This window comes from Micromonospora sp. bgisy143, from assembly GCF_057708145.1.
Genome location: NZ_JBYIRN010000026.1, coordinates 49,008 through 74,901, shown reverse-complemented (window position 1 = coordinate 74,901; position 25,894 = coordinate 49,008). Strand labels below are relative to the sequence as shown.

General features: G+C 73.8%; 19 protein-coding genes. 7 read left to right on the top strand and 12 right to left on the bottom strand.

The window, feature by feature from the left end; translation table 11 throughout:
- Positions 1-13: 13 nt before the first annotated feature.
- Together sucB and lpdA are read right to left on the bottom strand one after the other, a co-directional pair.
- Positions 14-1,858 carry a 2-oxoglutarate dehydrogenase, E2 component, dihydrolipoamide succinyltransferase gene (gene sucB / locus AC3EN4_RS25365; protein ID WP_435208329.1) on the bottom strand — a complete coding sequence of 615 codons (1,845 nt, stop codon included), beginning with the start codon at positions 1,856-1,858 and terminating at the stop codon, positions 14-16.
- Positions 1,859-1,924: 66 nt separating this feature from the next.
- On the bottom strand, positions 1,925-3,316 hold the full coding sequence (gene lpdA, locus AC3EN4_RS25360) for a dihydrolipoyl dehydrogenase (RefSeq protein WP_435208327.1): 1,392 nt from the start codon (positions 3,314-3,316) through the stop codon (positions 1,925-1,927).
- Between the two features lie 178 nt (positions 3,317-3,494).
- Here lpdA and AC3EN4_RS25355 point away from each other — a divergent pair, with 178 nt between their 5' ends.
- Positions 3,495-3,824, top strand: coding sequence for a hypothetical protein (locus AC3EN4_RS25355; protein ID WP_422736159.1), 330 nt, complete (start codon positions 3,495-3,497; stop codon positions 3,822-3,824).
- Between the two features lie 45 nt (positions 3,825-3,869).
- Here AC3EN4_RS25355 and AC3EN4_RS25350 read toward each other — a convergent pair whose 3' ends face one another.
- A complete protein-coding gene (locus AC3EN4_RS25350; RefSeq protein ID WP_422736158.1) occupies positions 3,870-5,444 on the bottom strand; it encodes a leucyl aminopeptidase in 1,575 nt (524 codons plus the stop codon).
- A 162-nt stretch (positions 5,445-5,606) separates the two neighbouring features.
- Here AC3EN4_RS25350 and gcvT point away from each other — a divergent pair, with 162 nt between their 5' ends.
- Entirely contained in the window at positions 5,607-6,737 is a 1,131-nt protein-coding gene (gene gcvT / locus AC3EN4_RS25345) for a glycine cleavage system aminomethyltransferase GcvT (protein WP_435208325.1), read from the top strand.
- A gap of 126 nt (positions 6,738-6,863) precedes the next feature.
- Here gcvT and AC3EN4_RS25340 read toward each other — a convergent pair whose 3' ends face one another.
- The 3 genes from AC3EN4_RS25340 to AC3EN4_RS25330 form a co-directional block, all read right to left on the bottom strand.
- Positions 6,864-8,153, bottom strand: a complete 1,290-nt coding sequence (locus AC3EN4_RS25340) for a DUF2314 domain-containing protein (protein WP_435208324.1) — start codon at positions 8,151-8,153, stop codon at positions 6,864-6,866.
- A 66-nt stretch (positions 8,154-8,219) separates the two neighbouring features.
- Positions 8,220-8,993: an adenosylcobinamide-GDP ribazoletransferase gene (locus AC3EN4_RS25335; RefSeq protein ID WP_422736155.1), complete on the bottom strand. Its 774-nt coding sequence runs from the start codon at positions 8,991-8,993 to the stop codon at positions 8,220-8,222.
- Positions 8,983-10,926, bottom strand: coding sequence for a bifunctional adenosylcobinamide kinase/adenosylcobinamide-phosphate guanylyltransferase (locus tag AC3EN4_RS25330; RefSeq protein ID WP_435208321.1), 1,944 nt, complete (start codon positions 10,924-10,926; stop codon positions 8,983-8,985). Before AC3EN4_RS25330 ends, AC3EN4_RS25335 begins: the two co-directional genes overlap by 11 nt.
- A 142-nt stretch (positions 10,927-11,068) precedes the next feature.
- Here AC3EN4_RS25330 and AC3EN4_RS25325 point away from each other — a divergent pair, with 142 nt between their 5' ends.
- Together AC3EN4_RS25325 and AC3EN4_RS25320 are read left to right on the top strand one after the other, a co-directional pair.
- Positions 11,069-11,269 (top strand): hypothetical protein, encoded by a 201-nt coding sequence (locus tag AC3EN4_RS25325; RefSeq protein WP_422736153.1) that lies wholly within the window; start codon positions 11,069-11,071, stop codon positions 11,267-11,269.
- Positions 11,269-12,063, top strand: coding sequence for a site-2 protease family protein (locus tag AC3EN4_RS25320; RefSeq protein WP_422736152.1), 795 nt, complete (start codon positions 11,269-11,271; stop codon positions 12,061-12,063). Before AC3EN4_RS25325 ends, AC3EN4_RS25320 begins: the two co-directional genes overlap by 1 nt.
- A gap of 15 nt (positions 12,064-12,078) precedes the next feature.
- Here the strand turns inward: AC3EN4_RS25320 and AC3EN4_RS25315 are convergent, their stop codons facing one another.
- The 6 genes from AC3EN4_RS25315 to nadA all read right to left on the bottom strand — a co-directional run bounded on the left by AC3EN4_RS25315 (position 12,079) and on the right by nadA (position 22,987).
- Positions 12,079-13,077, bottom strand: coding sequence for an aldo/keto reductase family protein (locus AC3EN4_RS25315; RefSeq protein WP_422736151.1), 999 nt, complete (start codon positions 13,075-13,077; stop codon positions 12,079-12,081).
- Between the two features lie 43 nt (positions 13,078-13,120).
- Positions 13,121-18,463 (bottom strand): WG repeat-containing protein, encoded by a 5,343-nt coding sequence (locus tag AC3EN4_RS25310; RefSeq protein WP_435208319.1) that lies wholly within the window; start codon positions 18,461-18,463, stop codon positions 13,121-13,123.
- 375 nt (positions 18,464-18,838) lie between these two features.
- Positions 18,839-19,390 carry a helix-turn-helix domain-containing protein gene (locus AC3EN4_RS25305; protein ID WP_435208317.1) on the bottom strand — a complete coding sequence of 184 codons (552 nt, stop codon included), beginning with the start codon at positions 19,388-19,390 and terminating at the stop codon, positions 18,839-18,841.
- Positions 19,391-19,534: 144 nt separating this feature from the next.
- On the bottom strand, positions 19,535-20,131 hold the full coding sequence (locus AC3EN4_RS25300) for a DUF3043 domain-containing protein (RefSeq protein WP_435208315.1): 597 nt from the start codon (positions 20,129-20,131) through the stop codon (positions 19,535-19,537).
- A gap of 112 nt (positions 20,132-20,243) precedes the next feature.
- A complete protein-coding gene (gene murA / locus AC3EN4_RS25295; protein WP_203177790.1) occupies positions 20,244-21,599 on the bottom strand; it encodes a UDP-N-acetylglucosamine 1-carboxyvinyltransferase in 1,356 nt (451 codons plus the stop codon).
- A gap of 212 nt (positions 21,600-21,811) precedes the next feature.
- Positions 21,812-22,987 carry a quinolinate synthase NadA gene (gene nadA, locus AC3EN4_RS25290; RefSeq protein ID WP_435208313.1) on the bottom strand — a complete coding sequence of 392 codons (1,176 nt, stop codon included), beginning with the start codon at positions 22,985-22,987 and terminating at the stop codon, positions 21,812-21,814.
- A gap of 68 nt (positions 22,988-23,055) precedes the next feature.
- On the opposite strand from nadA, the gene AC3EN4_RS25285 reads away from it, so the two are divergent.
- The 3 genes from AC3EN4_RS25285 to AC3EN4_RS25275 all read left to right on the top strand — a co-directional run bounded on the left by AC3EN4_RS25285 (position 23,056) and on the right by AC3EN4_RS25275 (position 25,859).
- The gene (locus tag AC3EN4_RS25285; RefSeq protein WP_435208311.1) at positions 23,056-24,195 is read left to right on the top strand and encodes a glycerate kinase family protein; all 1,140 of its coding nucleotides are present in this window, start codon (positions 23,056-23,058) and stop codon (positions 24,193-24,195) included.
- Between the two features lie 148 nt (positions 24,196-24,343).
- The gene (gene erpA, locus AC3EN4_RS25280) at positions 24,344-24,712 is read left to right on the top strand and encodes an iron-sulfur cluster insertion protein ErpA (RefSeq protein ID WP_282257478.1); all 369 of its coding nucleotides are present in this window, start codon (positions 24,344-24,346) and stop codon (positions 24,710-24,712) included.
- Between the two features lie 169 nt (positions 24,713-24,881).
- A complete protein-coding gene (locus tag AC3EN4_RS25275; RefSeq protein WP_435208309.1) occupies positions 24,882-25,859 on the top strand; it encodes a carbohydrate kinase family protein in 978 nt (325 codons plus the stop codon).
- Positions 25,860-25,894 lie beyond the last annotated feature (35 nt).

Here is a 25,894-nt window from a genome sequence, read left to right as displayed (position 1 = left end):
CGTACGCGGCGGATCAGGCCAGGCCCAGCTCCGACTCGAAGTTGCCGCCCTCCAGGCGCTCCTTGACCGAGGTCAGGAAGCGGGCCGCGTCGGCGCCGTCGATCAGGCGGTGGTCGTACGACATGGCCAGGTAGACCATCGACCGGACCGCGATGACCTCGCCCAGGTCCGGGTCGTTGACCACGACCGGACGCTTCACCACGGCGCCGGTGCCGAGCATCGCCGACTGCGGCGACGGCACGATCGGCGTGTCGAAGAGCGCGCCCCGGCTGCCCGTGTTGGTCAGCGTGAAGGTCGCCCCGGCCATCTCGTCCGGGGTGATCTTGTTGTTCCGGGTGCGCTCGGCCAGGTCGGCGATCCGCTTGGCGATGCCGCCCATGTTGAGGTCACCGGCGTTGTGGATCACCGGCACGAGCAGGCCGCGCTCGGTGTCCACGGCGATGCCGAGGTGCTCGGCCGCCGGGTAGGTGATCGTGCCGCCCTCCAGGTCCATGCTGGCCTGGATGATCGGGTGGGTCTGCAACGCCTCGATGGCGGCGAGGGCGAAGAACGGCAGGAAGGACAGCTTCACGCCGTGCTTGGCCAGGAACGAGTCCTTGGCCTGGGCCCGCAGCTTGGCGACCTTGGTGACGTCGACCTCGACGACAGTGGTCAGCTGCGCCGTCTCGTGCAGCGACTGCTGCATCCGCTTGGCGATGGTCGCCCGGATCCGCGGCAGCTTCTCCGTGGTGCCCCGCTTCGCGCTCGGCTGCGGCTTGGCGGCCGGCTTCGGCGCGGCGGCCGACGGCGCGGCGGCCGGCTGTGCCGTCGGAGCCGGTGCGGCCGCGGCGGCCTTGGCCTTCTCGGCCGCGTCCAGGACGTCCTGCTTGCGGATCCGGCCACCCACACCGGTGCCGTTGAGCGCGGCCAGGTCGACGCCGTGCTCGTTGGCCAGCTTGCGTACCAGCGGCGTGACGTACCCGGCCGCCTCCTCGCCGCCCTGCGCTGGCGCGGACGGGCGCTGCGGCGCGGCGGTCGGCGCGGCCGGCTGGGCGGCCTGCTCGGCCTTCGCCGGCTGCGCCGACGTCTCCGCCTCGGCGGCCGGCTCGTTGTACGACATGCCCGGGGTCGGCTCCTCGACCTTGGGCTCCGGCTTCGGCTCGGCCTTGGGGGCCGGCGCGGCCTCCGTCTTCGGCTCGGGCTTCGGCTGGGTCTTCGCCGGAGCCGGGGCCCCGCCCTCGGCGCCGATCACCACGAGGTCGGCGCCGACCGCGGCGGTCTCGTCCTCGGCGACCTTGATCTCCAGCACGGTGCCGGCGACCGGCGACGGGATCTCCGTGTCGACCTTGTCGGTGGAGACCTCCAGCAGCGGCTCGTCGACCTCGACGGTGTCGCCGACCTGCTTGAGCCAGCGGGTGACCGTACCCTCGGTGACGCTCTCGCCCAGGGCCGGCATCTTGACCGCGGTGCCCTCGCCCGACGTGGCGGCCGGAGCCGGCGCGTCCTCGGCCACGTCGTCCTGCACGACCTCGTCGGCGGTGCCCTCGGCGGCGGCGGTCGGCTCGGCGGCCGGCTCGACCGCGGCCGGGGCCGCTTCCTGCTGCTCCTGCGGCGCGGCCTCACCACCGCCGGCCGACTCGCCCTCACCGGCGATGACGGCCAGCTCGCTGCCGACCTCGGCGGTCTCGTCCTCGCCGACCACGATGCGGCTCAGCACACCCGCCGCGGGCGACGGGATCTCGGTGTCGACCTTGTCGGTCGAGACCTCGAGCAGGGGCTCGTCGACCTCGACCGTGTCGCCCTCCTGCTTGAGCCAGCGCGTGACGGTGCCCTCGGTGACGCTCTCGCCGAGCCGGGGCATGGTGACCGATACCGGCATGTTCTCCAGACTCCTTCATTCCCCTGGGGGATCTTCGCCCGTCGCCGGACGCCGCGGTTTGGGTGATCAGGCGTGCGCGTGCAGCGGCTTGCCGGCGAGGGCCAGGTGCGCCTCGCCCAGTGCCTCGTTCTGGGTCGGGTGGGCGTGCACGAGCTGGGCGACCTCGGCCGGGTAGGCCTCCCAGTTGTAGATGAGCTGCGCCTCGCCGATCAGCTCACCCACCCGGGCGCCGACCATGTGGACGCCGACGACCGGGCCGTCCTCGACGCGGACCAGCTTCACGAAGCCGGTCGTCTTGAGGATCTGGCTCTTGCCGTTGCCACCCAGGTTGTAGTTGTAGGTCTTGACCTTGTCGGCGCCGTACTGCTCCTTGGCCTTCGCCTCGGTCAGGCCCACCGACGCCAGCTCCGGGTCGCAGTAGGTGACGCGCGGGATGCCGACCTCGTCGATCACGGCCGGGGTCTGCCCGGCGATCTCCTCGGCGACGAAGATGCCCTGCTGGAAGCCCCGGTGCGCGAGCTGGAGGCCGGGCACGATGTCGCCGACCGCGTAGACGTTCGGCACGCTGGTGCGCAGCCGCTCGTCGGTCAGCACGTAGCCGCGGTCCATCTTGACGCCCTGCTCCTCGTACCCGAGGTTCGCGGTGTTCGGACCGCGGCCCACGGCGACCAGCAGCAGCTCGGCCTCGACGGTCTCGCCGCCGGAGATCGTCAGCTTGACGCCGTTCTCGGTCTTCTCGACCTTCTCGAACGGCTTGCCGACCTTGAAGTTGATCTTGCGCTTGCGGAACGCCCGCTCCAACGCCTTCGACGACTCCTCGTCCTCGGCGGCGACCAGTCGGGGCAGCGCCTCGACGATCGTCACGTCCACGCCGAAGGACTTCCACACGCTGGCGAACTCGACGCCGATCACGCCACCGCCGAGCACGATCACCGACGAGGGGATCCGGTCCAGGGTCAGCGCGTGGTCGCTCGTGATGATCCGCTCGCCGTCGACCTCCAGGCCGGGCAGGCTCTTCGCGTACGAGCCGGAGGCCAGCACGATGTTGCGCCCGGTGTAGCGCTTGCCGTCCACCTCGACCACGTTCTTGCCGACCAGCTTGCCGTGGCCCTCGACGATGGTGATCGACTTGTTGCCCTTCAACATGCCCTGGAGGCCCTTGTACAGGCGGGCGATCACGCCGTCCTTGTACGAGTTGACCCCGGCCATGTCGATGCCGACCAGCTCGGCCTTCACGCCGAACTGCTCCGACTCGCGGGTCTGGTCGGCGATCTCGGCCGCGTGCAGCAGAGCCTTCGTGGGGATGCAGCCGTTGTGCAGGCAGGTACCGCCGAGCTTGCCCTTCTCGACCAGCGCGACCTTCAGGCCCAGCTGGACGGCGCGCAGCGCGGTCGCGTAACCGCCGCTGCCACCTCCGAGGATGACGATGTCGAAGGTCGCTTCGTTCGGCTCGCTCACGTCCAACTCCCAGGTCGCGTCACTGCATCGGGGGTCACGGAGGTGTAACACGGACACACCCCACCTCGGTCATCTTGTCACCACCGGGCACAGGGTGCGTAGTGAGGTGCCCAACGACACGTCATCGACACGTACCCTTGGCACCGTTGTCGATGACGTCAGGTGGGGGAGAAGTCCGGTGGGGTTGTTCCGGCGTCGCAAACAGGCGCGTGTGGCGAGCCACGATCGTGCGGCCGATCGTGGCGATCTGACCCATCTGGAGAACTTCATCCGGAGCCGGCGCGGCGTCGAGGCGTTCATCGAGCCCCGGACCACGGTCACCGAGACCACCGTCATCCTGATCGCCGACGACGGGGAGTGGACCCGCCGCCGCATCGACGGCCCGGACGGCGCGCGCCGCTTCGCGTACCGGATGGGCATCCCGATCTACGACGTCCGGCTGATGGGCTACCCGCAGCGGATGCGCGACTTCAACGAGCGCCGCAAGCGCCGCCCCGAGCGGTACTGAGAAACGGTGCAGGGCCCCCGGCCGGGGGCCCTGCACCGTGCGCGGTCAGCCGTTGGCGGCGACGTCCTCGACGAGCTGCACCAGGGTGCGGACCGGCACGCCGGTGCCGCCCTTGGTCCAGTAGCCGGTCGGCTCGCCCGAGTGGTAGCCCGGACCGGCGATGTCGATGTGCGCCCACGCCACGTCGTCGGTCACGAACTCACGCAGGAACACGCCGCCCTGCAGCATGTGCCCGGCCCGGTCCATCCCGGCGTTGACCTGCGAGATGTCCGCCACGTCGGAGTCCATGCCCTTGCGCACGTCGTCCGGCAGCGGCATCGGCCAGGCCGGCTCGCCGACCGCGTCGCCGACCGTACGGACCCGCTCGCACAACTCGGGCGTACCCATCACACCGGCGACCCGCTTGCCCAGCGCGATCACCTGACCGCCGGTCAGGGTGGAGGTCTCGAACAGGTAGTCCGTGCCGTCGGCGCAGGCCCGGGCGATGGCGTCGGCCAGCACCATCCGGCCCTCGGCGTCGGTGTTGAGCACCTCCACCTTCTTGCCGCTGAACATGCTGATCACGTCGCCCGGCCGGTAGCTGGTGCCCGACGGCATGTTCTCGGCCATCGGCAGGTACGCGCTGACCGCCACGGACGGCTTCAGCGCGGCGATCGCCAGCATCGCCGCACCCACCGCGGCGGCGCCCGCCATGTCGGACTTCATCTCCCACATGCCCTGCGCCGGCTTGATCGAGATGCCGCCGGTGTCGAAGGTGATGCCCTTGCCGACCAGCGCGACCCGCTTGCCGTTGCCGGCGTCCTGCGGCGTGTACGTGAGCTTCACCAGCCGCGGCGGAGCCTCCGAGCCCTGCCCGACCGCGATGATGCCGCCGTACCCTCCGGCGGCCAACGCCGCCTCGTCCAGCACCTCGACGCCGAGACCGGCATCGCGCGCGGCGGCGGCCACGGCGTCCGCGAACGACGGGGGACGCAGCTCGTTCGGGGCGGTGTTCACCCAGTCCCGGCTGAGCCGGACCGCGCCGGCGACCGCCTGCGCGCGGGTGATCTCCGCCTGGGCGCCCGCGTCGGCCGCGTCCGGGACGGCGATGAGCACCTCGGCCACCGGCTCCCGCCGGGTCGGCTGCGGCCGGGTCTTGTAACCGGCGAACCGGTAGCCGCCGAGCAGCGCACCCTCGGCGACCGCGCGCAGCGCGGCCGGCGCGTCCGCGTCGTCCGGCAACGGCAGACTGAGCGCCACCTTCGGCGCGCCCGCCAGGGCCCGCACCACCGCGCCGGACGCGCGACGCAGCGTCTCCGGCGCCGGGGCGGCACCCGTCGGCTCCGGGCCGAGCCCGACCGCGACGACCAGCGGCGCCGTGACGGTGCCCAGCGTGGCCAGCTTGATCACCTCGCCCGGGCCACCGGTCGCGCCGAGCAGCGCCAGCGTCTCGGTCAGCTTGCCGTCGAACGCGGCGGCGATGCTCTCCGCGCCGCTGCCGAGCAGCAGGGTGCCGGCGAGGCCGCTGGTGGCGTCCTGCTCTCCGGTCTGGCTGTGCACGCCGATCACGATCGCGTCGACGGCGAGCTCCGCCGGGTCGGTGTCGACCAGGCTCAGGGTGGTGGTGCGGGGGGTTGTCACTGAAGCTACTCCGGGCGGGCCGGGCCGGTCGCGTCGTCGCGTACCAGCGGTGAAGGTCTCCGGCGGAACCTACCCGCCGGACGTCAGGGCTGTCCCGCCGATCACGCCAACGGGGTCCCGCCGATGCTAACCAGCGGCGTAACCCCCGGTAAGTTGCCACCCATGACCGACGTGACCTCCGCCGCCGCCGAGACCCGGCTGCGCCGTTCCCCGCTGCACGAGCGGCACACCGCCGCCGGCGCCAAGTTCGCCCCCTTCGGGGGCTGGGAGATGCCGCTGGAGTACGCCGGCGGCGGGGTGCTCAAGGAGCACACCGCGGTGCGTACGGCGGTGGGGGTCTTCGACGTGTCACACCTGGGCAAGGTCCGGGTGAGCGGCCCCGGCGCGGCCGAATTCGTCAACTCGTGCCTCAGCAACGACCTGGGCCGCATCGGGCCCGGCCGCGCGCAGTACACGCTCTGCTGCGACGACGCCACCGGCGGTGTGGTCGACGACATCATCGCCTACCTGTACGCCGACGACCACGTCTTCCTCATCCCGAACGCCGCGAACACCGCCGAGGTGGTACGCCGGTTGCGCGCCGCCGCGCCGGAGCGGATCACCGTCACCGACGAGCACGAGGCGTACGCCGTGCTGGCCGTGCAGGGCCCCCGCTCGGCCGACCTGCTGGCCGCCCTCGACCTGCCCACCGAACACGGCTACATGAGCTTCGACGCCGCCAGCCTGGCCGCCGTGGAGCTGACCGTCTGCCGTACCGGCTACACCGGCGAGCTGGGCTTCGAGCTGGTGGTGCCGGCGGAGCACGCGGTGACCGTGTGGGACGCCCTGTTCGCCGCCGGCGAGGCGTTCGAGCTGCGCGCCTGCGGCCTCGCGGCCCGCGACACGCTGCGCACCGAGATGGGGTACCCGCTGCACGGGCAGGATCTCTCGCTGGACATCACCCCGGTGCAGGCCCGCTCCGGCTGGGCGGTCGGCTGGGACAAGCCGGCGTTCTGGGGCCGCGACGCGCTGCGCGCCGAGAAGGCCGCCGGCCCTCGCCGTACGCTGCGCGGTCTGGTGGCCGTCGACCGTGCCATCCCGCGTCCCGGCATGACCGTGCACGTGGGCGACCAGCAGGTCGGCGTGGTGACGAGCGGCACATTCAGCCCCACCAGGAAGCAGGGCATCGCCCTGGCCCTGGTGAACACCGACGCCAACCTCCCCGACGGCGCCGAGGTCGAGATCGACATCCGCGGCCGCCGCGCCCCGGTAACCCTCACCAAACCCCCCTTCGTAACCCCCTCAACCCACTAACCCCGCCGGCTAACCCCGCCGGAAGACCCCGTTGATCATGAAGTTATTGCCGAGACACGCCGACATCGGTGGCAATAACTTCATGATCACCGGGGTGAAGCGGGGGTGGGCCGGGGGCCGAGGGGTTTAGGGGGTGGGGGGTTCGCCGGAATCCAGGACGGCTTGGGTCCAGCCGCCTTCGATGACTCCGGTCGCGTCCAGGACCGCCCAGTCGACGACGTCCGACGCCTCCACCACCACCGGAGCGCCGATCCGTACGCTCTCGTCGGTGTTCGCGTCGCTGGCGCTGACGCCGACGATCCGCTCCGGGGTCTCCCACGAGGTCACGCCCGCCCAGACGTACTCCGGGCCGTCGTCGCCCGGCAGGCCGTACTTCACCACCAGCTGTGACTCGGCCGGTAGCCGACCGGCGACGAAGCGGGCCCGGGCGTCGCCCAGCGCGGCCCGGGCGGTGGCGACCGCGCGGCTCATCGCGTCGCCCGTGCGGGCGTAGCGCACGTCCGGCTGGATGCCGGAGAACAGCGTCGCGCAGGCGGCCGCGTAGTAGCGCCCGTCCGGGCCGGGGTGTCCGGCCGGTGGGCGCAGGCTCAGGAACGAGTCGGCCTCCGGATCGGTGGCCGGGTCCAGCTCCAGGCGCAGCAGCACCGGCGCGGTCGCGCCGTGCTGCTCCGGGTTGCCGTACGCCACGGCGATGTCGTGACCGGTCACCGTGGCGAGCACCGGCAGCTGCACGAACGCCGGTACCTCCGCGCCGTTGAGGCCGTCGGTCCAGTCCCGCAGCAGCCGGCGGGCCGCACCGGTCATCACCGCTCCCCAGGCCCGGGTGAGGTGATCGGGTACCCCCTGGGTCTGCAACTCCAGCAGCCCGAAGCGACGCAGCCCCTTGGTGGTGAACCACAACCCCTCGGCGTCGGACGAGTACGGCACCAGCACCCAGTCGACCAGCCGGATCCGGCCCTGCTCGTCGGGGAGCGAACGCAGCGCGGTCGCCGGGTCGAGGAACTGGAGGCCGAAGACGTCCACCACGTCGCTGTCGACGGACTCGGCGACCGCCGCCGCCACCGCCCGCGCCGCCCACTCGTGCGCCGGCGGCCATCCGGGCCGGTACTCGGCCTGCACCACCACCAGGTGGGTCGCCGCCGCCAGCCGGGCCAACTGCTCCTCGGTCGCGCCGAACGCGGTGAGCAGGTCCGGCGGCAGCGCGGGGAACTCGGCGATCGGTCGGGTGTCCACGCTCATCAGCGGGCTGTCCAGCATCTGTCGGGCGAGCCCGTGCGCCGGTTCGGCCAGCCGGCCGGTCAGCGCCTCCACCGCCGTCTTCGGGCTGACCTTCGGCAGCCCTGCCATCGGCACCAGGTAGGTCGCGCTGAGCGACTCCGGAACCGGTACGGGCAGGAAGTCGTCCGTGATGAGCATGTTCGTTCCCCCGGTGGCCGCGCCGGTGTTGTCGAGCCGAACGCTACCCGGCCGCCCGTGCCGGCTTCAGCCGGACAGCACCACACCCAGGTAGACCAGCGTGGTGACCACCTCGACGGTGGCCCCGAGCACGTCGCCGGTGATGCCGCCGAGCCGGCGTACCACATGGGTCAGCAGCGCCACCGCGACGGCCAGCGCCGCGACGACGGCGAGTGGCCCCTGCCACGGGCGGCCCGGCACCGCGGGCGCCGCCAGCAGCACGACGGCGACCGCGCCCACGGTCAGGGCCGCCGGGCCGACCGTGCCGGCCACCAGCGCGCCCAGGCCGTCCGGCCGGGCCGCGGGCACCCCCCGCCGGCAGGCCACCGTGACGCCCAGCCGGCCGGCGGCGGTCGCCGCGACCACCGCCGCGAGGCACGCCGGCCACGCCCGCCCGGCCAGCTCCGCGAGGGCCGCGGCCTGCACCAGGAGTACGACCACCAGCGCCACCACACCGAACGGTCCGACGTCCGGCTTCTTCATGATCTCCAGCGCGGCCGCGCCCCGCCGGTACGAGCCGAGCGCGTCCACCGTGTCGGCCAGCCCGTCCAGGTGCAGTCCCCGGGTCAGCAGCGCGGCGGCCCCCACCGTCACACCCGCCGCGACCAGCGGGGGAGCGAGCAGGCCGGCCAGCAGCAGGACACCACCCAGGAGTACGCCGAGCAGCGCGCCGACGGCCGGGGCGAGCGCCATCGCCGTACCCGCCACCGGGCGATCGATCCGTCCGGCGCGTACCGGCAGGGTGCTGAAGGTGGTGACGGCGAGCCGGACGCCCGCGACGAACCGCGGCTCAGCCGGCACGCCAGCCCGACGCCGCCTGCTCGTCGGCCCCGGTGCGGGTGGGGCCCGGCCCGGCCGGCTCCGGCTCGACGAACTCCGGGTCGGTGTCGTCGGGCCCGGGGTACGCCGGCTCGTCGTCGGTGTAGTCGGGCGCCGGCTCGTCGGTGCCGTCCGGGTCGGCGTCGCCGCCGAGCGACGGGTGGACCGGCAGCGCGGCGGCCAGCGCCAGCACCGAGCGCAGCATGGGGAGTGCGACCAGGGCGTTCGCGCCCTCGCCGAGGTCCAGCCGGAGGTCGAGCAGGGGCTCGAGGCCGAGCACGTCGGCCGCCAGCCGCACCGCGGGGTGCTGGCCGTGGTCGGCCAGCAGGCACCAGTGCCGCGCCTGCCCGGCCAGGTCGCGGCTGATCATCCCGGCCGCCAGGCCGACCGGCCCGTCCAGCAGCACCGGCACCCGCCGGGCGGTCGCACCCAGCAGCACGCCGGTGGCCACCGCCACGTCGCCGCCGCCCAGCTCGGCCAGCACGTCCTTGGCGGAGCGCGGCGAGCGGCGGGTGCGGTGCAGGGCGTCCCGCACGGCCGCGCAGCGGACCATCCAGGCCGCGTCGTCGATCTCGCCGGAATCGGTGATCACCCGACCCAGCACCGCCGGCGGTTCCGCGCCCGCGGTGGCCGCCAGCACGGCCGCCGCCGCCGCCTCGGTGCCGGCACCGCACGCGCCCAGGACCAGCAGTTGTACGCCCGCGTCGGCCGCCTGCTCGGCCAGCCGCCAGCCGTAGCGCAGTGCCGACTCGACCTGCTCGCCGGCCAGCGCCGGCTCGGTCTCCATCGGGGCGGCGGCCGGTGTGTCCACCACCTGGAGGCTCGCGCCGGCCTCGGCGGCCAGCCGGGCCAGCGCGCCCCGACCGGCGCGGGCCTGCGCGGCGCGGCGTGCCGACTCGCCGGCGACGGTGCCGGCGGACGCGCCGCCCGCGTGGTCGCCGTTGAGCAGCAGCACCCGTACCGAACCCCAGGCGGACGGGGTCGACGTGCCCTGCGTGGCGGCGGCGAAGCCGACCACCCGGTCCAGGACGCCCAGCCCGGCGCCCGGCACGTCAAGGGTGGCCAGCCGGTCCACCGCCTGCGGGCCCGCGTACTCGTCGGGCATCGGCAGCTCCATGCCCGGCTGGATGACCAGTCCGGTGGCCACCATCGGTAGCGCCATGGTCGGCGCGGCCCAGGGGTTGCCGGGCTCCTGGTTCGGGGCGACCGGCGGGGTGTGGGTCAGGACCTCGGGGAGCTGCACCTCGGGCGTCGGCTCGGCGTCACCCAGGCTCGCAGCGGCGCTCCGGCCCGGGGCGGCCTGGCCGGCGGCGACGGCGTGTCTCCCGGTCGCGGCCACCGGCGCGGACGGGGTCGAGGCGGGGGCCGCCGTCGGCTTCAGCCAGGCGGGCTGACCGGCGACCACCAGCACCACGGCGTCGCAGGCGTCCGCGACCGCGCGGTTGGCCGCGCCGAGCGCGTCGGTGAACGCCCGCCCCAGCGGGGTCGTCGGCACCAGCGACAGCCCCACCTCGGGGCTGACCAGCACCACGCGGGCCGCGCAGCCGCGGATCGCCTCGGCCAGCTCGGCGATCGTCGCCACGTCGTCGGCGGGCTGGTGCTCCGGGTCGAGCAGCACGGTCACCCAGCCGCCCAGGTCGTCCACGAGCAGCGTCTCGGTCGGCTCGGCGGACGCGAGCACGTCCGCCAACCGGCGCGGCTCCCCGGCGGTCTCCTCGGTGGTCCAGCTACCCGGGCGGCGGGCGCGGTGCGTCGCCAGTCGGGTCGCCCACTCGGTGTCCTCGGGGTCGCCCTCCGGCGCGGTGGCGACATAGCGGACCACCGGCGCGTCGGCGACCAGGGACTCGGCGAACTCGGACTTGCCGGACCGGATACCGCCGAGCACCAGGACCGTGTTCCACCCGTCAACGGACATGCCCGTACCTTAAGGCCGCCCGGGGTCGCTCTGCCTGCCGGCCCGGCGCTCACGCGACGGGTGAGGAGCCGTCCCGCCTCGGGCCGACTACGCTGGCGGGGGTTCGTCCCACCGGGACTTCAGCGGCGAGGGGAGACGCGGCATGGCGTGGAGCTGGCGGTACGAGGGCACGGACGGTCAGCCGGTCGAGGGACCGGCGGAGTCGTTCGGCAGCCAGGCCGACGCCGAATCCTGGATCGGTCAGACCTGGCGTGAACTCGCTTCGTCCGGCGTCACCTCGGTCGCGCTCGTCGAGGACGACCGGGTCGAGTACCGGATGAGCCTGCTGCCCACGGCCGAGTGATGGCGTACGACCGGCCGGACGACAAGCTGGTCCTCGGCGTGCCGAAGGCGGCGTTCCGGCCCAGCCCGGTCTTCCTCGGCCTGGTCGCGCTCTTCGTGGTCAGCGGGGTGCTGGCCTTCAACGGCTACGGCAGCGTCCGCTTCGACGTGTTCCTGTTCGTGGTCTCCGGCTGGCTGGTGTCCCTCTGCCTGCACGAGTACGCCCACGCGGTGGTGGCCTACCGGGCCGGCGACCGGGACATCGCCCACCGTGGCTACCTCACGCTCAACCCGTTCAAGTACACCCACCCGTTGCTGTCGATCGTGCTGCCGGTGGTGGTGGTGCTGCTCGGCGGCATCGGCCTGCCCGGCGGGGCGGTGTGGGTGGACCGGCACGCGATTCCGGGACGGCTGCGGCACACCCTGGTGAGCCTCGCCGGCCCGGCGACGAACGTGCTGTTCACGTTGCTGCTGGTGCTGGCGGTCCGACTCGGCGCGACCTCGGGTGGTCGGGTCGAGTTCTGGGCCGGGCTGGCGCTGCTGGCGTTCCTGCAACTCACCGCGAGCGTGCTCAACCTGCTGCCGGTGCCGGGCCTGGACGGCGGCAACATGATCCAGCCGTGGCTCAATCCACAGTGGCGCCGGATGTACGACCTGTTCGCCCCGTACGGCTTCATCCTGCTCTTCGCACTGCTGTGGAACCCGCGCCTCGGCGGCTGGTTCTTCGACGCGGTCTTCGCGGTCGGTGACCTGCTCGGCCTGCCGTCCTGGCTGTACGCCGCCGGCCTCGACCTGATCCGCTTCTGGCAGAGCTGAGCCGCCGGACCCGCGTCAGGGCCGCTGCGCGGGGGACTCGGTCTTCGCCGCGTCCCGCTCGGTGACCGGCTCGACGATGTCGTCGATGGCCTTGAGCAGCTCGGCGTCCAGCTTCACGCCGGCCGCCTTCACGTTGTCGTGCACCTGCTCGGGGCGGGACGCCCCGATGATCGCCGACGACACGTTCGGGTTCTGCAACACCCACGCCACGGCGAGCTGGGCCATGCTCAGGCCGGCCTGCTCGGCGAGCGGCTTGAGCTGCTGCACCCGGGTGAGCACGTCGTCGTTCATGAACCGGGCGATGAAGTTCGCGCCGGACTTCTCGTCGGTGGCGCGGGAGCCGGCCGGCGGCGGCTGCCCCGGCAGGTACTTACCGGAGAGCACGCCCTGCGCCATCGGCGACCAGACGATCTGACCGATGCCCAGTTCCTCGCTGGCCGGTACGACCTCGGCCTCGATGACCCGCCACAGCATCGAATACTGCGGCTGGTTCGAGACCAGCGGGACGTGCAGCTCCCGGGCCAGCGGGTGGGCGGCGCGCAGCTGCTCGGCGGTCCACTCGGAGACGCCGATGTAGTGCGCCTTACCGGAGTGCACGACGTCGGCGAACGCCTCCATCGTCTCCTCCAGCGGCGTGCTGTAGTCATACCGGTGGGCCTGGTACAGGTCCACGTAGTCGGTACGCAGCCGACGCAGCGAGCCGTTGATCGACTCCATGATGTGCTTGCGGGACAGGCCACGGTCGTTGCGACCCGGCCCGGTCGGCCAGTAGACCTTGGTGAAGATCTCCAGGCCCTCGCGACGCTCGCTCTCCAGCGCCCGGCCGAGCACGTCCTCGGCCCGGGTGCCGGCGTACACGTCGGCGGTGTCGAAGGTGGTGATCCCCGCGTCGAGGGCGGCCCGCACACACGCGAACGCCGCATCCTCCTCGACCTGGGAACCGTGGGTGATCCAGTTGCCGTACGAGATCTCGCTGACCATCAGGCCGGAGCGGCCCAGGTGTCGGAATTCCATGTCCCGACCCTAACTCCGGTGGATCATGATCGCCGAGCGCGGTTCAGAGCACCGGGCTGGCGTCGGTCAACAGTCGGTCGATCTCCTCCAGCACCGTGGCGCGATCGGGGTGCACCAGATCGATCAGCGGCGCGCCGCGACGGTCCAGCGCACCCCACCGGCCGCCGCCGCCGACCAGGAACGCCACCGGATGGATGACCACCGTCGGGTACGACGGCGGCACCACCTGCGTGCCCGCGCGATCCACCACACCGCGCCGGCCGCCCACGTCGACGACCGCGAGACCCTCGTCGGTGAAGCCGTCGACAGGTCCCGCGTCGGTCAACTCGGTGACGAAGGCGTGGTAGCGGGTCGGCACCACGATCCGTCCGGTCCGGTCGACCGCCCCCCAGCCGTCGCGCTTCACGGCCGCCAGCCCACGGCGGAACGGCCGCACGTCGGCGAAGTTCGGCGGAACCTGCACCGCGCCCGTCGGGTCGATCGCCGTCCACCCGCCGTCGGTGACCACCCAGGCCAGGCCGTCGCTGAACGGGCGCACCGCCCGGTACGACGGCGGGATCACCGTCGTACCCAACATGTTGATCAGCGACCACCGGTCGGTGTCCGGCCGCCGGACCCAGGCCAGCCCGTCGTGGAACGGTTGCGCCTCCGCGTACCGGGCGGGAACGGCGACCTCACCGGCCTGGTCGACGTAACCCCACAGCGCTCCGTCGCGGTCGGGCTGCGGGGGCCGGTCCCGATCGAGCACCTCGTCCCGACCCCGGGGGTACGGCCCGAAGCCGTCCGCCGAGGCTCGCACGGTGACCGCGTCGAGGGCCACCCGGACCCGGTCCAGCAGCTCGGCGTCGGCCGCGCCGCGCAGGTCGAGCGCCCGCTCGAAGTGCTGGCAGGCCTCCATCAGCCGGCCCTGGTCGTAACAGCAGCGCCCGGCGTGCTCGTGCAGCGCGGCGCGCAGCCGGTCGGGCAGCTCGACCGAGTTGGCCTCGGCGAACAGCTGGTCGGCCTCGGCGAAGTCGCCGCGCCAGCGCAGGACGTGCGCCAGCCGCGCCTGTGCCAGCGCGGTCCGGCGCAGCTCACCGGTGGCCTCCGCGTAGGTGAGGGCGAGGCGTCCGTCGGCCAACGCGTCGTCGAGGTCGCCGAGGATCCGCGAGGTCACCGCCCGCAGGCTGAGCAGTCGCGCGCGGGCCCGGTTGTCGACGGCGGTACCCAACTTCTCGGTCAGCCGCCGCCGGATGGCCCGCATGCCGTCCGGCTCGGTCAGCTCCTCGCGCAGGGTCACCGGGTCCAGCCGCCACCGGTACGCGGCCAGGACCTGCTCCGGGTCGCCCTCGTCGGACAGGGACGGGCCCGCCGGCTCCGCAGCGGCGGCCGGCGGCGCCGACACCGGCGCGTCCACCTCGGACGACGGGTCACGCGGCCCGGGAATGACGGCGGCCGGTACGGCGGAGACGGGCTTGCCGGCAGCGGGTGGCGCGGAGACCGGTACGTCCGCGATCGGCGCGACGGTGGCTTCCGAGCCGGTTGCCTCGGGGCTGGGCGGGGATGCCGCCGGCGGCCCGGAGTCGGGTTCGGTGGCGGCGGGTGGCGTGGCGACGGCTTCGGCGGCGGCCGGCGCGGCGACGGGCTCGGTGGTGGCGGGTGGCGCGACGGGCTCGGTGGTGGCGTGCGTCGCGGGGACGGGCTCCGCCTCGGCCGGTGGCGTCGAGGCGGACTCGGGGGCGGCGGGTGGCGTCGGGGTGGGTTCGAGGGCCGCGGGTGGCGCGGAGACCGGTTCGTCCGCGATTGGCGCGACGGTGGGTTCCGGGTCGGGTGGCCCGGCGTCGGCGAAGGCGGGTGCCGGGCCGGCGCTCTCCGCTGCGGCGTCCGGCGCGTAACGGTAATCGGATGCGGCATCGGGCGGCGCCGAGGTGGACGTCGCGTAGTCGGTCGTGGTCGCGGCGGGCGGCGCTGAGACGGGTGCGGTGGGCGGTGCCGAGACGGGTGTGGCGTAGTCGGTCGTGGTCGTGGTGGGTGGTGCCGACACCGGCGCGGCGGGCGGTGCCGAGATGGGCGTCGCGTAGTCGGTCGTGGTCGTGGGCGGTGCCGACACCGGCGCGATGGACACTGCCGAGACGGGCGTGGCCGGCGGTGCCGAGGTGGGCGTCGCGTAGCCGGTCGTGGTGGGCGGTGCTGACACCGGCGCGGCGGGCGGTGCCGAGACGGGGTCGGGTACCTCGTCGAGGTCGTCCGCAACGGACCCGTCCGGCCACTGCGGCGTCTCGCCGGAGACCGGCCGGTGGTCCGGGATGGAGGCTTCCTCGACCGGCGCAGGCCGGTGGTCCGTTGCCTCGCTCAGGTCGTCCGACCAGGCGAGCGGCGCGACCGGAGTGGTTTGCGCCGGGGGTCCGGATACCGGCTCCGGTCCGCTCCGGGGCGGCTCGGCGGCGGACGTCCCCTGGTCGACCAACTCGCCGGGCCAGGATGGACGCTCGGCGGCGGACGTCCCGAACGGCGGCGCGGAGACGGGCGGGCCCGAGACGGGCGCAGCCGATACCGGCGCGTCCGGAACGGGCGGTGCGGAGACGGGCGGTGCGGAGACGGGCCGCGCGGTGGCGGGTGGTGCGGACACCGGTCGGGTCGGTGGCGGGTCGAACAGGTCGGCGGGTGGTTCGGAGACCGGTGCCGCGGCGGCCTCACCGGCGACGTCGGGTCGCTGGTCGTCAACCGGGCGGTCAGCGGCCGGTTCGGCCGACGCAATCGTGTTGTGCCGATCCTCGGTCTCCGGCGAGGACTCCGCCGGTACGCCGACGGGGGCCCGTTCCTCGGTCGCCCCGGCGGCCGTGGCGTCGGTCGTCGGCGGCGTGTCGGTTGCCGTCGACGCGTCCTGCTCGGCTTCGGCCGGCTGGTTGGCGGGGCTGAACCAGGCGTCGGCTCCCTGCGTCGGTGCCGTCGTCGGCTCCGCGGTGGGTGGCGCGGACGCCTCGGTGGGCGTCGGTGGCACGTAGCGACGCGGCACGCCCGGGGCGATCGGGAGTGCCGGCTCGGCGGGGGGTGTGGGAGACGCCGGCGTCGCGTGTGTCGCGGGCGGCTCCGGCCGCTGCCACGTCGGCGGCGGCGCGACGGGCGGGCGGTTGTCCGGGCCGGGGTAGCGCGGTGGCGTGGTGGGCCGGGTGCCCGTCGTCGCGGCGTCGGTGGGCCGGGGGTGTTCGGGCCGGGGGTGTTCGGGTCGGGACGGCGTCGGCTGGCCGTCCGACGACGGGGGATCCACCGGGGCGGGCAGGAACTCCACCCGGAGCCGCGCGGCCGGCGGACCGGAGACCGGCACGTCCGCTGCCGGCGACACCGGCATGCCCGACACCGGCCGGTCGTCCTGCGGTCGGTGGTAGGGAGTGGACGGTCGCTGCTCGTGGTCGGCGGGAGCCGGGGAGACGGGCGTCGCCGACACCGGTCTCGCCCACCCGGCGGCGGGCGAGACCGGCCGGTCCCGACCGGGAGCGGCGGGCGAGATTTGCCGGTCCCGGCCGGGAGCGGCGGGGGAGATCGGCCAGTCCCGGCCCGGGGCGGCGGGCGAGATTTGCCGGTCCCGGCCGGGAACGGCGGGCGACACCGGCCGCTCCGGCGACACCGGCCGCTCCGGCGACACCGGCCGAGCCGGAGTCACCCGGTCGGCGCCCGGCGCGGCCGGGGAGATCGGCGTGGGCGGGACCGGCGCGGCCGGGGAGACGGGGGTGGGTGGGACCGGGGTGTCCCGGCGGTAGCTGGGCGACGCGCTCGCGGCGGGGCGCGCCTGCCGTTCGTCGTAGCGAGGAGGCTCCACCGGTGGCCGTGCCGGGCCGGTGGGCGGTCGCGACCCGACCCGCGGCTCGGTGTCGCGGCGCGGCTCGGGCCGGTAGCCCGGCTCCCGGGTGCGGTCCGGATGCACCGGCCCGGGCGCCGGCCAGGGCAGGCCCGCGCCGGAGCGGGGCTCGCGGTAGGCGTCGTCGCGGCGGGTCTCTTCCCGGTACGGCTCCGGTCGGGCCGTCTCGCGCGGGCGACGGTCCGGGTACGCGTCGGCGCGCGCTGCCGCCTCGCGGGGGTGCTGGCGGTGCGGGTCGACGTCGTGACGGCGACGGTCGTCGTCGCGGCGGGGCTGCTCCGCCTCCGGTTCGAGGCGGCGTCGCCGTCCACCCTCGGAGGTCTGGGGCGGCCCGAGCACCTCGTCCGGCCGACGCTGCCGCTCGGCGGACACGCCCGGTCCGGCCTCCGCTCGGGACCTGTCGTCGACAACGGCCCGCTCTGCCTGGCGGACGTCGTCGGGCCAGCGTTCGGGTCGGCGGGCGTCGTCGGCCAGGCCGCGTTCGGGTCGGCGCGTGTCGTCGGCCAGGCCGCGTTCGGGTCGGCGCGTGTCGTCGGCCAGGCCGCGTTCCGGTCGGCGCGTGTCGTCGGCCAGGCGGCGCTCGGGTCGGCGCGTGTCGTCGGCCACGCCGCGTTCCGGGCGACGGGCGTCGTCGGGCCAGCGCTCCGGGCGGCGGGCGTCCTCGTCCGGGCGGCGCTCCGGTCGGCGCAGGTCGTCGGGGCGGCGGTCGGGCTGGCCGTCGGCACGGTAGCGGGAGCGGCTGTCGACGGGTGCCCACTGGCCCGGACCCTCGGCGGCCCAGCCGTCGGTCGGGCGGCTCTCGGGGCTGCGGGCCGGGCGGCTGCCGTACCCGTCGCCGGGCTGCCGGTCGTGGGCGGCGGGTCGCTCCGACGTGCCGCGTCGGCGCGGTGGCTCGTCCGGCTCGGCCACCCAGCCGGAGTCGCCGCGGGGCGTCGCGGAGTAGGGGCCGGGGGAGACCGGCGGCGACGTCGGGTACGCCCGGTCCCGGTCGGGTGGCTCGGGTCGACGGCGGCGGCTGTCGTACCCCTCGGAAGCGGGCTGGTCGCGGTGCCACGCGGCCTCCCGGCCAGGGACCCGGTCGTCGCTGGCGCGTCGGTCGGACCAGGCGGTACGCCGGTCCGACTCGGGGGAGCGGCGCTCCTCGCGCCGGGGCGGCTCGGGGAGCGGCCGGCGGTACGGCTCATGGTCGTAGTACGCGGTCTCGGATCGGCCGGGGCGCGACGCGTCGGACGTCCGCTCGTCGCCGCGCGGCCAGCCGTAGGGCTGGTCCGGCTCGTCGTCCGCCCGCCATCGGCCGTCCGGCTCGGCGGGAGGTTCGTCGGCCCAGGATCGGCCGAGGTAGGTGCCGTCCGGGCGGGTGGGCGCGAGCGGCGGCACCTCGGCCCGGCCGACCGCGCTCGCCCGTCCGCGCGGCGGCGGGGACTGGTGGGCGGCGCCGATGTCGCCGGGGTAGCGCTGACCGGGGAACTGGGGTTGCCATTCGGTGGTCGGTTCGACCACCCAGGACGGTTCGTTCGGATCCCGCCACCGGTCGGTGTAGCGGCCGTTCATCCGTCGAGCCCGTCGCCACACCCGACCGTTCGGCCGCTCCCCGTCGACGGTGCGGTGGCCGGGCTCGTGTCCCGCTGGCCGTTGGGCGTCCGGTCGCCGCCTGCCACGCTCCGGTGGCCGGCTCGCGTCCGCTCGCTCACGGCGTTGTCACCTCGTTGCACATTGTCGCGCTGGGGCCTCGCGTGCCGGTCGGGTCGCCCGTTCCGGCAGGGCGTGGCTGCGGATGGAGGGTAACGGCGCGGGCTCGCCCACCGCCACTGTGGTGCCGCCCACGAGCGCAAACGTTATCCGATGGTTCCGGACATTTAGGTCGATAACCCAATCTGGCCTTCGACGATACCCCACCCGTCGCCCCCGACGAACCGGTGCACCGGGTCAGGGATGCTCCATGACGAGGACGGCGAACGTCCCGGGGACCAGCGCCTCGTACCGGTGCGGCAGGTCACCGGGGAACATCGCGTAGTCACCGGGGCCGAGTTCGACCACCTCGCTCTCGGGCCCCACGCGCAGCCGTCCGGCGGCCACCACCACGTGCTCCACGCTGTGCGGCGTGTGTCCGTCCGCCTCCCGGATCGCGCCCGGCTCCAACTCGATCAGGTAGATGTCCCGGCGTACCTGCGCCGTCCCGGCGCTGAGCAGCGTCCCGGTGAAGTCGGCCTGCTCGGAGCGGACCCGGGGCCCCTGGCCGGCGCGGATCACCCGCAGGTCGTCGGCCGCCGGCTCCACGAGCCGGCTGAGCGGTACGCCAAGCGCCGTGCCGATCGCCCACAGCGTCTCCATACTCGGGTCACCGGTCCCCGCCTCCATGGTTGCGAGCGTGGACTCGGCCAGCCCCGCCCGGGCGGCCAACTCGGTCAGCGAGACACCGGCCCGCTCGCGCTCGCGGCGCACGGCGGCGGCGACGCTGGCCGACGGTTCTCCGGGCATGCGTGTTCGCTCCACTGGGTCACGTTCGCGGTCACGAACAACGGGCGACCTGTTCACCGTGCTGGACTACGCGCACGGTACAACGAACGGCGACCCTCCGACGTCCGTTGCCGGCAAAGCGCCCAGCGCGAGATGTCGCCGGAATCAGACCTTGTCGCCGAGCTGCACCGCGGGCGCCGGAGCGCGCATCCGCCGGAAGGTGATCGAGCGCATCACGGCGTAGAGGTAGAGCGAGCCCATCCGCTGGTCGGTCTTCGGGAAGCGCTCCCGGACCAACTTGCTGATCTTGCGGCAGATCAGTACCGAGTCGACCACCACGCCCAGGGCCAGGGCGCCCCAGAGGATGTTGGAGATCAACCGGACCACCGGCGGCATCGCGGCGTTCGAGCCGATCAGCACGATCAGCGCGCCACCGAAGAACCAGGTGCCGACGGTACGACGGGAGTCGACCACGTTGCGCGCCAGCAACCGCTCCGGGCCCCGGTCGCGGGGGCCACCCTCGCGGCGGAACTCGGCCGAGGCTTCCGCGCGCAGTTGACGACGCCGCTCCCGCTCCTCCTCCTTGGTGAGGGGGCGGCTCGGACCGGCCGGACGCCGGCCGACCGTCGGCCGCTTCGGCGTCTCCCGGCCCTTGGCCGGGGTGTAGCCCCGGGGACGCTCGGCGGTCTCCTCGGGGGTCACCGAGGTGACGGCCTCGTCGACGAGGTCGGTGGACTTGCTGCGGCGAAAGAGCGACGGCACGCGGCAAGGGTAGCCAACGGTCCGCGCCCGGTGCACATCGCGGTGTTACGGCGACGGCTCCAGGTCGCAGTGCGACCTGGAGCCGTCGGGGCCGAACGATTGGTGCGGGAGGTTACGGGCGCTCGGCGTGCGCGCCGAGGTCGGCGAGCTTCGCCTCGAAGTCCTCGTAGCCCCGGTTGATCAGGTCGACGCCGTACACCCGGGAGGTGCCCTCGGCCGCGAGCGCCGCGATCAGGTGACTGAAACCGGCCCGCAGGTCCGGGATGACCAGGTCGGCGGCGTGCAGCTTGCTCGGCCCGGCGATCACCGCCGAGTGCTTGAAGTTGCGCCGGCCGAAGCGGCACGGGGTGCCGCCGAGGCAGTCCCGGTAGACCTGGATGTTGGCGCCCATCGAGTTCAGCGCCTCGGTGTAGCCGAGCCGCTGCTCGTAGACCGTCTCGTGCACGATCGACAGGCCGCGGGCCTGTGTCAGCGCCACGACCAGCGGCTGCTGCCAGTCGGTCATGAAGCCCGGGTGCACGTCGGTCTCCAGCGCCACCGCGTTCAGCTCGCCGCCCGGGTGCCAGAAGCGGATGCCGCCCTCCTGGCCCGGGTCGCCCAGCTTCGGCGCGCGCGCGTCGGTGACCTCGTACTCGCCGCCGACCGACCGGAAGATGTTCAGGAAGGTCATCATGTCGGCCTGCTGCGCGCCGAGCACCTCGACGTGACCACGGGTGGCCAGCGCGGCGGCGGCCCAGCTCGCGGCCTCGATCCGGTCCGGGATCGGCCGGTGGGTGTAGCCGTGCAGCTTCGGCACGCCCTGGATCTCGATCACCCGGTCGGTGTGGACCTTGATGATCGCGCCCATCTTCTGCAGGATGCAGATCAGGTCGATGATCTCCGGCTCGACGGCGGCGTTCCGCAGCTCGGTGACGCCCTCGGCCATGACCGCGGTCAGCAGCACCTGCTCGGTGGCGCCCACGCTCGGGTACGGCAGGGCGAACTTGGTGCCGTGCAGCCCGTTCGGCGCGGACAGGTGCAGCCCTTCGGGCCGCTTGTCGACGGTCGCGCCGAACTCCCGCAGCGCCTGCAGGTGGAAGTCGATCGGACGCGGGCCGATGTGGCAGCCGCCCAGGTCCGGGATGAACGCGTGCCCGAGGCGGTGCAGCAGCGGCCCGCAGAACAGGATCGGGATGCGGCTGGAACCAGCGTGCACGTTGATCTGGTCGGTGCTGGCGCTCTCCACGTTCGCCGGGTCGAAGACGAGCTCGCCGTCCTCGGCGCCGTCGGTCACCTTGACGCCGTGCAGACCGAGCAGACCCCGGACCACCTCGACGTCTCGGATCTTCGGCACGTCGAACAGCCGGCTCGGGCTGTCGCCCAGCAGTGCGGCGACCATCGCCTTCGAAACCAGGTTCTTCGCGCCGCGCACGCGGATCCGCCCTTCGAGCGGAGTTCCTCCGTGCACGACCAGGACGTCGTCGGTCAACGCAACCTCCAGCGCGTCGGTGCTGCTGTGTTGATGGTGGGGAGCGTGAACCTTGTCGCTACCCCGGATGCGGCCATATCGAAACGGCCCGCTCGCGTCGTCGCTCCGGCAGCATAGCCCTCGGTGACGAAAAAGGACTCGGTCACACCGGCGTGTGTGGCATTAATCGGTGATCCGGCACTTTTGCGTACCAACGACGTCACGGATCGTGATCACGCACCGGGCAGGGCGAGCATCTGGTCCAGCGCCACCCGCGCGTGGTGGGCGGTGTCGGCGTCCACCGTGATCTGGTTGACCACCCGGCCCGCGACCAGCTCTTCGAGGGCCCACACCAGGTGCGGCAGGTCGATCCGGTTCATCGTCGAGCAGTAGCAGACCGCCTTGTCGAGGAACATGATCTGCTTGTCCGGGTGGGCCAGCGCGAGGCGGCGGACCAGGTTCAGCTCGGTGCCCAGCGCCCACGCCGAGCCGGCCGGCGCCGCCTCGATGGTCTTGATGATGTACTCCGTCGAGCCCACGTAGTCGGCGGCGGTGACCACCTCGTGCCGGCACTCCGGGTGGACCAGCACGTTCACGCCCGGCACCCGCTCGCGTACGTCGTTGACGCTCTCCAGGGTGAACCGGCCGTGCACCGAGCAGTGCCCCCGCCACAGGATCATCTTGGCGTCGCGCAGCTGCTCCGGGGTGAGCCCGCCACCGGGCTTGTGCGGGTCGTAGAGCACGCAGTCGTCGAGCGACAGGCCCATCTCCAGCACGGCGGTGTTGCGGCCCAGGTGCTGGTCCGGCAGGAACAGCACCTTCGAGCCCTGCTCGAACGCCCAGTCCAGGGCGCGCTTGGCGTTGGACGAGGTGCAGACCACGCCGCCGTTGCGGCCGACGAAACCCTTGATGTCCGCCGACGAGTTCATGTACGTCACCGGCACGGTGTCGCCCGCGATGCCCAGCTCGGTCAGCGTGTCCCAGGCGGCCTCGACCTGACCCAGCACGGCCATGTCCGCCATCGAGCAGCCGGCCGCCAGATCGGGCAGGATCACCCGCTGGGTGCCGGTGGTGAGGATGTCGGCGCTCTCGGCCATGAAGTGCACGCCGCAGAAGACGATGTACTCCGCCTCCGGACGGGCCGCCGCCTCCCGGGCCAGCTTGAACGAGTCGCCCGTCACGTCGGCGAACTGGATCACCTCGTCGCGCTGGTAGTGGTGCCCCAGCACGAAGACCTTGCTGCCCAGCTTCGCCTTCGCCGCCGCCGCGCGGGCCACCAGGTCGGGATCGCTGGGCGCCGGCAGGTCGCCCGGACACTCGACGCCGCGCTCGGTGTCGGGGTCGCTGCCCCGGCCGAGCAGCAGCAGAGCCGTCGCCGTGTTGGAGGGTTCCACCCAGGTCGAAGTCACGTAGCCCATGGTCCCACAGCGCGAGCGCGCCGCAGCTCCGCTCGGTGTGTGCTGCCACACTGCTCGGCATGCGCGTGCTGCTCTGCCCGGACAAGTTCGCCGGCACCCTGCCCGCACCGGAGGTCGCCGCGGCGGTGGCCGCCGGTTGGCGCAGCGTCACCGACGGCGACGACCTGCTGATCCGGCCCCTCGCCGACGGCGGCCCGGGCTTCGTCCAGGTGCTCGCCGACGCGCTCGGCGGCCGGCGCCTGCCGGTGTCGACGGTCGACCCGCTGGGCCGTCCGGCGGCGGGTGAGATCCTGCTCACCGCCGACGGCGCGACCGCCTACCTGGAGAGCGCCCAGGCGTGCGGACTGCACCTGCTCACCGACGCCGAGCGCGACCCGAAGGCCACCACGTCGTACGGGCTGGGTCTGCTGGTCACCGCCGCCGTGGAGAGCGGGGCCCGGACGGTGGTGATCGGGCTGGGCGGCTCCGCCACCAACGACGCCGGCGCCGGCATGCTGGCCGCGCTGGGCGTGACGCCCCTGGACGCCGCCGGCGCCGCCCTGCCGTACGGGGGAGCCGCGCTGGCCGCGGTCGACGGGCTGGACGGCGTACCCCGGTTGCGGGGTGTCCGGCTGGTCGCCGCCACCGACGTGGACAACCCGCTGCTCGGCCTGCACGGCGCGAGCAACGTCTTCGGGCCGCAGAAGGGCGCCGACCGGGCCGACGTGCTGCTGCTCGACGCCGCCCTCGAGCGCTTCGCGGCGGTGTTGGAGCGGGACCTGCCCGGCTGCCCGGCGGAACTGGGCGTGCTGTCCGGCGGCGGGGCGGCCGGCGGCCTCGGCGCGGCCATCCTCGCGCTCGGTGGCGGCTGCGAGTCCGGTATCGGCCTGGTCACCCGGGCCGTCCGGTTGGACGCCGCCCTGGACGCCGCCGACCTGGTGATCACCGGGGAGGGGTCGTTCGACCACCAGTCGCTGCGCGGCAAGGTCGTCGCCGGGGTGGCCGGGGCCGCCCGGGACCGGGGGGTGCCCTGTGTGGTGCTCGCCGGCCAGGTCAGCACCGGTCGGCGGGAGGCCGCCTCGGCCGGGGTGACCGACGCGTACAGCCTGGTGGAGCACTTCGGCGGTGAGGCGGCCGGCGGGCTCGACGCGGCGCTGAGCCGCCCCGCCGACGGGCTGCGCGAACTGGGCGCCCGACTGGCCCGGCAGTGGAGCCGCTGAGCGTCCCACCAGGGGTGGGGTCCCGCCACGCGGGTACCTCCGGCCGGAGCGGCGTACGATCGGAACTGGACCACAACCGGGAATCACTGGACGGCGTGCGATGTTGGCCAGTGCGTCCGGACCCAAAACCGCGCAGGGAGACTTCCACGTGACCACGCCAGCGCAGACCGAGTCGACCGAGGCCCAGGCCCCTACTTCCGTCGTCCTCACCGACGTCGCGGCGCAGAAGGTCAAGGCCCTGATCGAGCAGGAGGGCCGCGACGACCTGCGGCTCCGGGTCGCGGTGCAGCCGGGCGGCTGCTCCGGCCTGCGGTACCAGCTCTTCTTCGACGAGCGTTCGCTCGACGGTGACGTCGTCACCGACTTCGGCGGCGTCGAGGTCGTCGTCGACCGGATGAGTGCCCCGTACCTGGCGGGCGCGACGATCGACTTCGCCGACCGGATCGACGCCCAGGGCTTCACCATCGACAACCCCAACGCGGGCAACTCCTGCGCCTGCGGCGACTCGTTCAACTAGAGCCCACGCGCCACCGACGACGGGGCGGTCCCACCGGGACCGCCCCGTCGTCGTACCTGGCCCCGCAACGCTGGTGACCAGCCGGTTGCCGTTGCCTGACCGACCGGACACCCCCGGGTTGCCGGGCCGGTAGGCTGACCGCGCCCTGCTCCCGACCCTGAGGGTTGACATGAAGATCGCCGTGACCGGCTCGATCGCCACCGATCACCTGATGAGCTTCCCGGGTCGCTTCGCCGACCAGCTCATCGCCGATCAGCTGCACAAGGTTTCGCTCTCCTTCCTGGTGGACGACCTGGTGCTCCGCCGTGGTGGGGTGGCGGCGAACATCTCCTTCGGCATGGGCCAGCTCGGGCTGCGCCCGGTGCTGCTCGGGGCGGTCGGGGCCGACTTCGCCGACTACCGCTCCTGGCTGGAGCGGCACGGCGTGGACTGCGACTCGGTGCACATCAGTGAGGTCGCGCACACCGCCCGGTTCGTGTGCACCACCGACACCGACATGTGCCAGATCGCCTCGTTCTACGCGGGCGCCATGAGCGAGGCGCGCAACATCGAACTGGCCCCCGTCGCCGACCGGCTCGGCGGACTGGACCTGGTGCTGGTCAGCGCGAACGACCCGGAGGCGATGCTGCGGCACTCGGCCGAGTGCCGCACCCGCGGGTACGCGTTCGCCGCCGACCCCTCCCAGCAGCTCGCCCGGATGCCCGGCGAGGACGTGGTGGCGCTGATCGAGGGCGCCGAGTACCTGATGACCAACGACTACGAGAAGTCGCTGTTGCAGAGCAAGGCGCAGCTCAGCGACGAGCAGTTGCTGGACCTGGTCAAGGTGCGGGTCACCACGCTGGGCAAGGACGGTGTGGAGATCGCCGGCCGGGGCTTCGACCCCATCCACGTACCCATCGCCCGGGAGATCCGGGCCGTCGACCCGACCGGGGTCGGCGACGGCTTCCGGGCCGGCTTCTTCACCGCGCTCTCCTGGGGCCTCGGCCTGGAGCGGGCCGCCCAGGTCGGCTCGCTGCTGGCCACGCTCGTCCTGGAGACGGTCGGCACCCAGGAGTACGACGTCCGCCGCGACCTGTTCGTCAAGCGCCTCGCCGAGTCCTACGGCGACGAAGCAGCAGAAGAAATCCGCCCCCACCTCCTCCCGTAACCCCGCCCCGCGCCCCCGCCCCGCGCCCCCGCGCC

Excerpts from the sequence above, each read along its gene's own strand:
- AC3EN4_RS25310 (WP_435208319.1), bottom strand. The coding sequence starts at position 18,463 with ATGAACGGCCGCTACACCGACCGGTGGCGGGATCCGAACGAACCGTCC.
- sucB (WP_435208329.1), bottom strand. The coding sequence starts at position 1,858 with ATGCCGGTATCGGTCACCATGCCCCGGCTCGGCGAGAGCGTCACCGAG.
- AC3EN4_RS25315 (WP_422736151.1), bottom strand. The coding sequence starts at position 13,077 with ATGGAATTCCGACACCTGGGCCGCTCCGGCCTGATGGTCAGCGAGATC.
- AC3EN4_RS25320 (WP_422736152.1), top strand. The coding sequence starts at position 11,269 with ATGGCGTACGACCGGCCGGACGACAAGCTGGTCCTCGGCGTGCCGAAG.
- AC3EN4_RS25325 (WP_422736153.1), top strand. The coding sequence starts at position 11,069 with ATGGCGTGGAGCTGGCGGTACGAGGGCACGGACGGTCAGCCGGTCGAG.
- gcvT (WP_435208325.1), top strand. The coding sequence starts at position 5,607 with ATGACCGACGTGACCTCCGCCGCCGCCGAGACCCGGCTGCGCCGTTCC.
- AC3EN4_RS25340 (WP_435208324.1), bottom strand. The coding sequence starts at position 8,153 with ATGCTCATCACGGACGACTTCCTGCCCGTACCGGTTCCGGAGTCGCTC.
- AC3EN4_RS25285 (WP_435208311.1), top strand. The coding sequence starts at position 23,056 with ATGCGCGTGCTGCTCTGCCCGGACAAGTTCGCCGGCACCCTGCCCGCA.
- AC3EN4_RS25275 (WP_435208309.1), top strand. The coding sequence starts at position 24,882 with ATGAAGATCGCCGTGACCGGCTCGATCGCCACCGATCACCTGATGAGC.
- AC3EN4_RS25305 (WP_435208317.1), bottom strand. The coding sequence starts at position 19,390 with ATGCCCGGAGAACCGTCGGCCAGCGTCGCCGCCGCCGTGCGCCGCGAG.
- AC3EN4_RS25330 (WP_435208321.1), bottom strand. The coding sequence starts at position 10,926 with ATGTCCGTTGACGGGTGGAACACGGTCCTGGTGCTCGGCGGTATCCGG.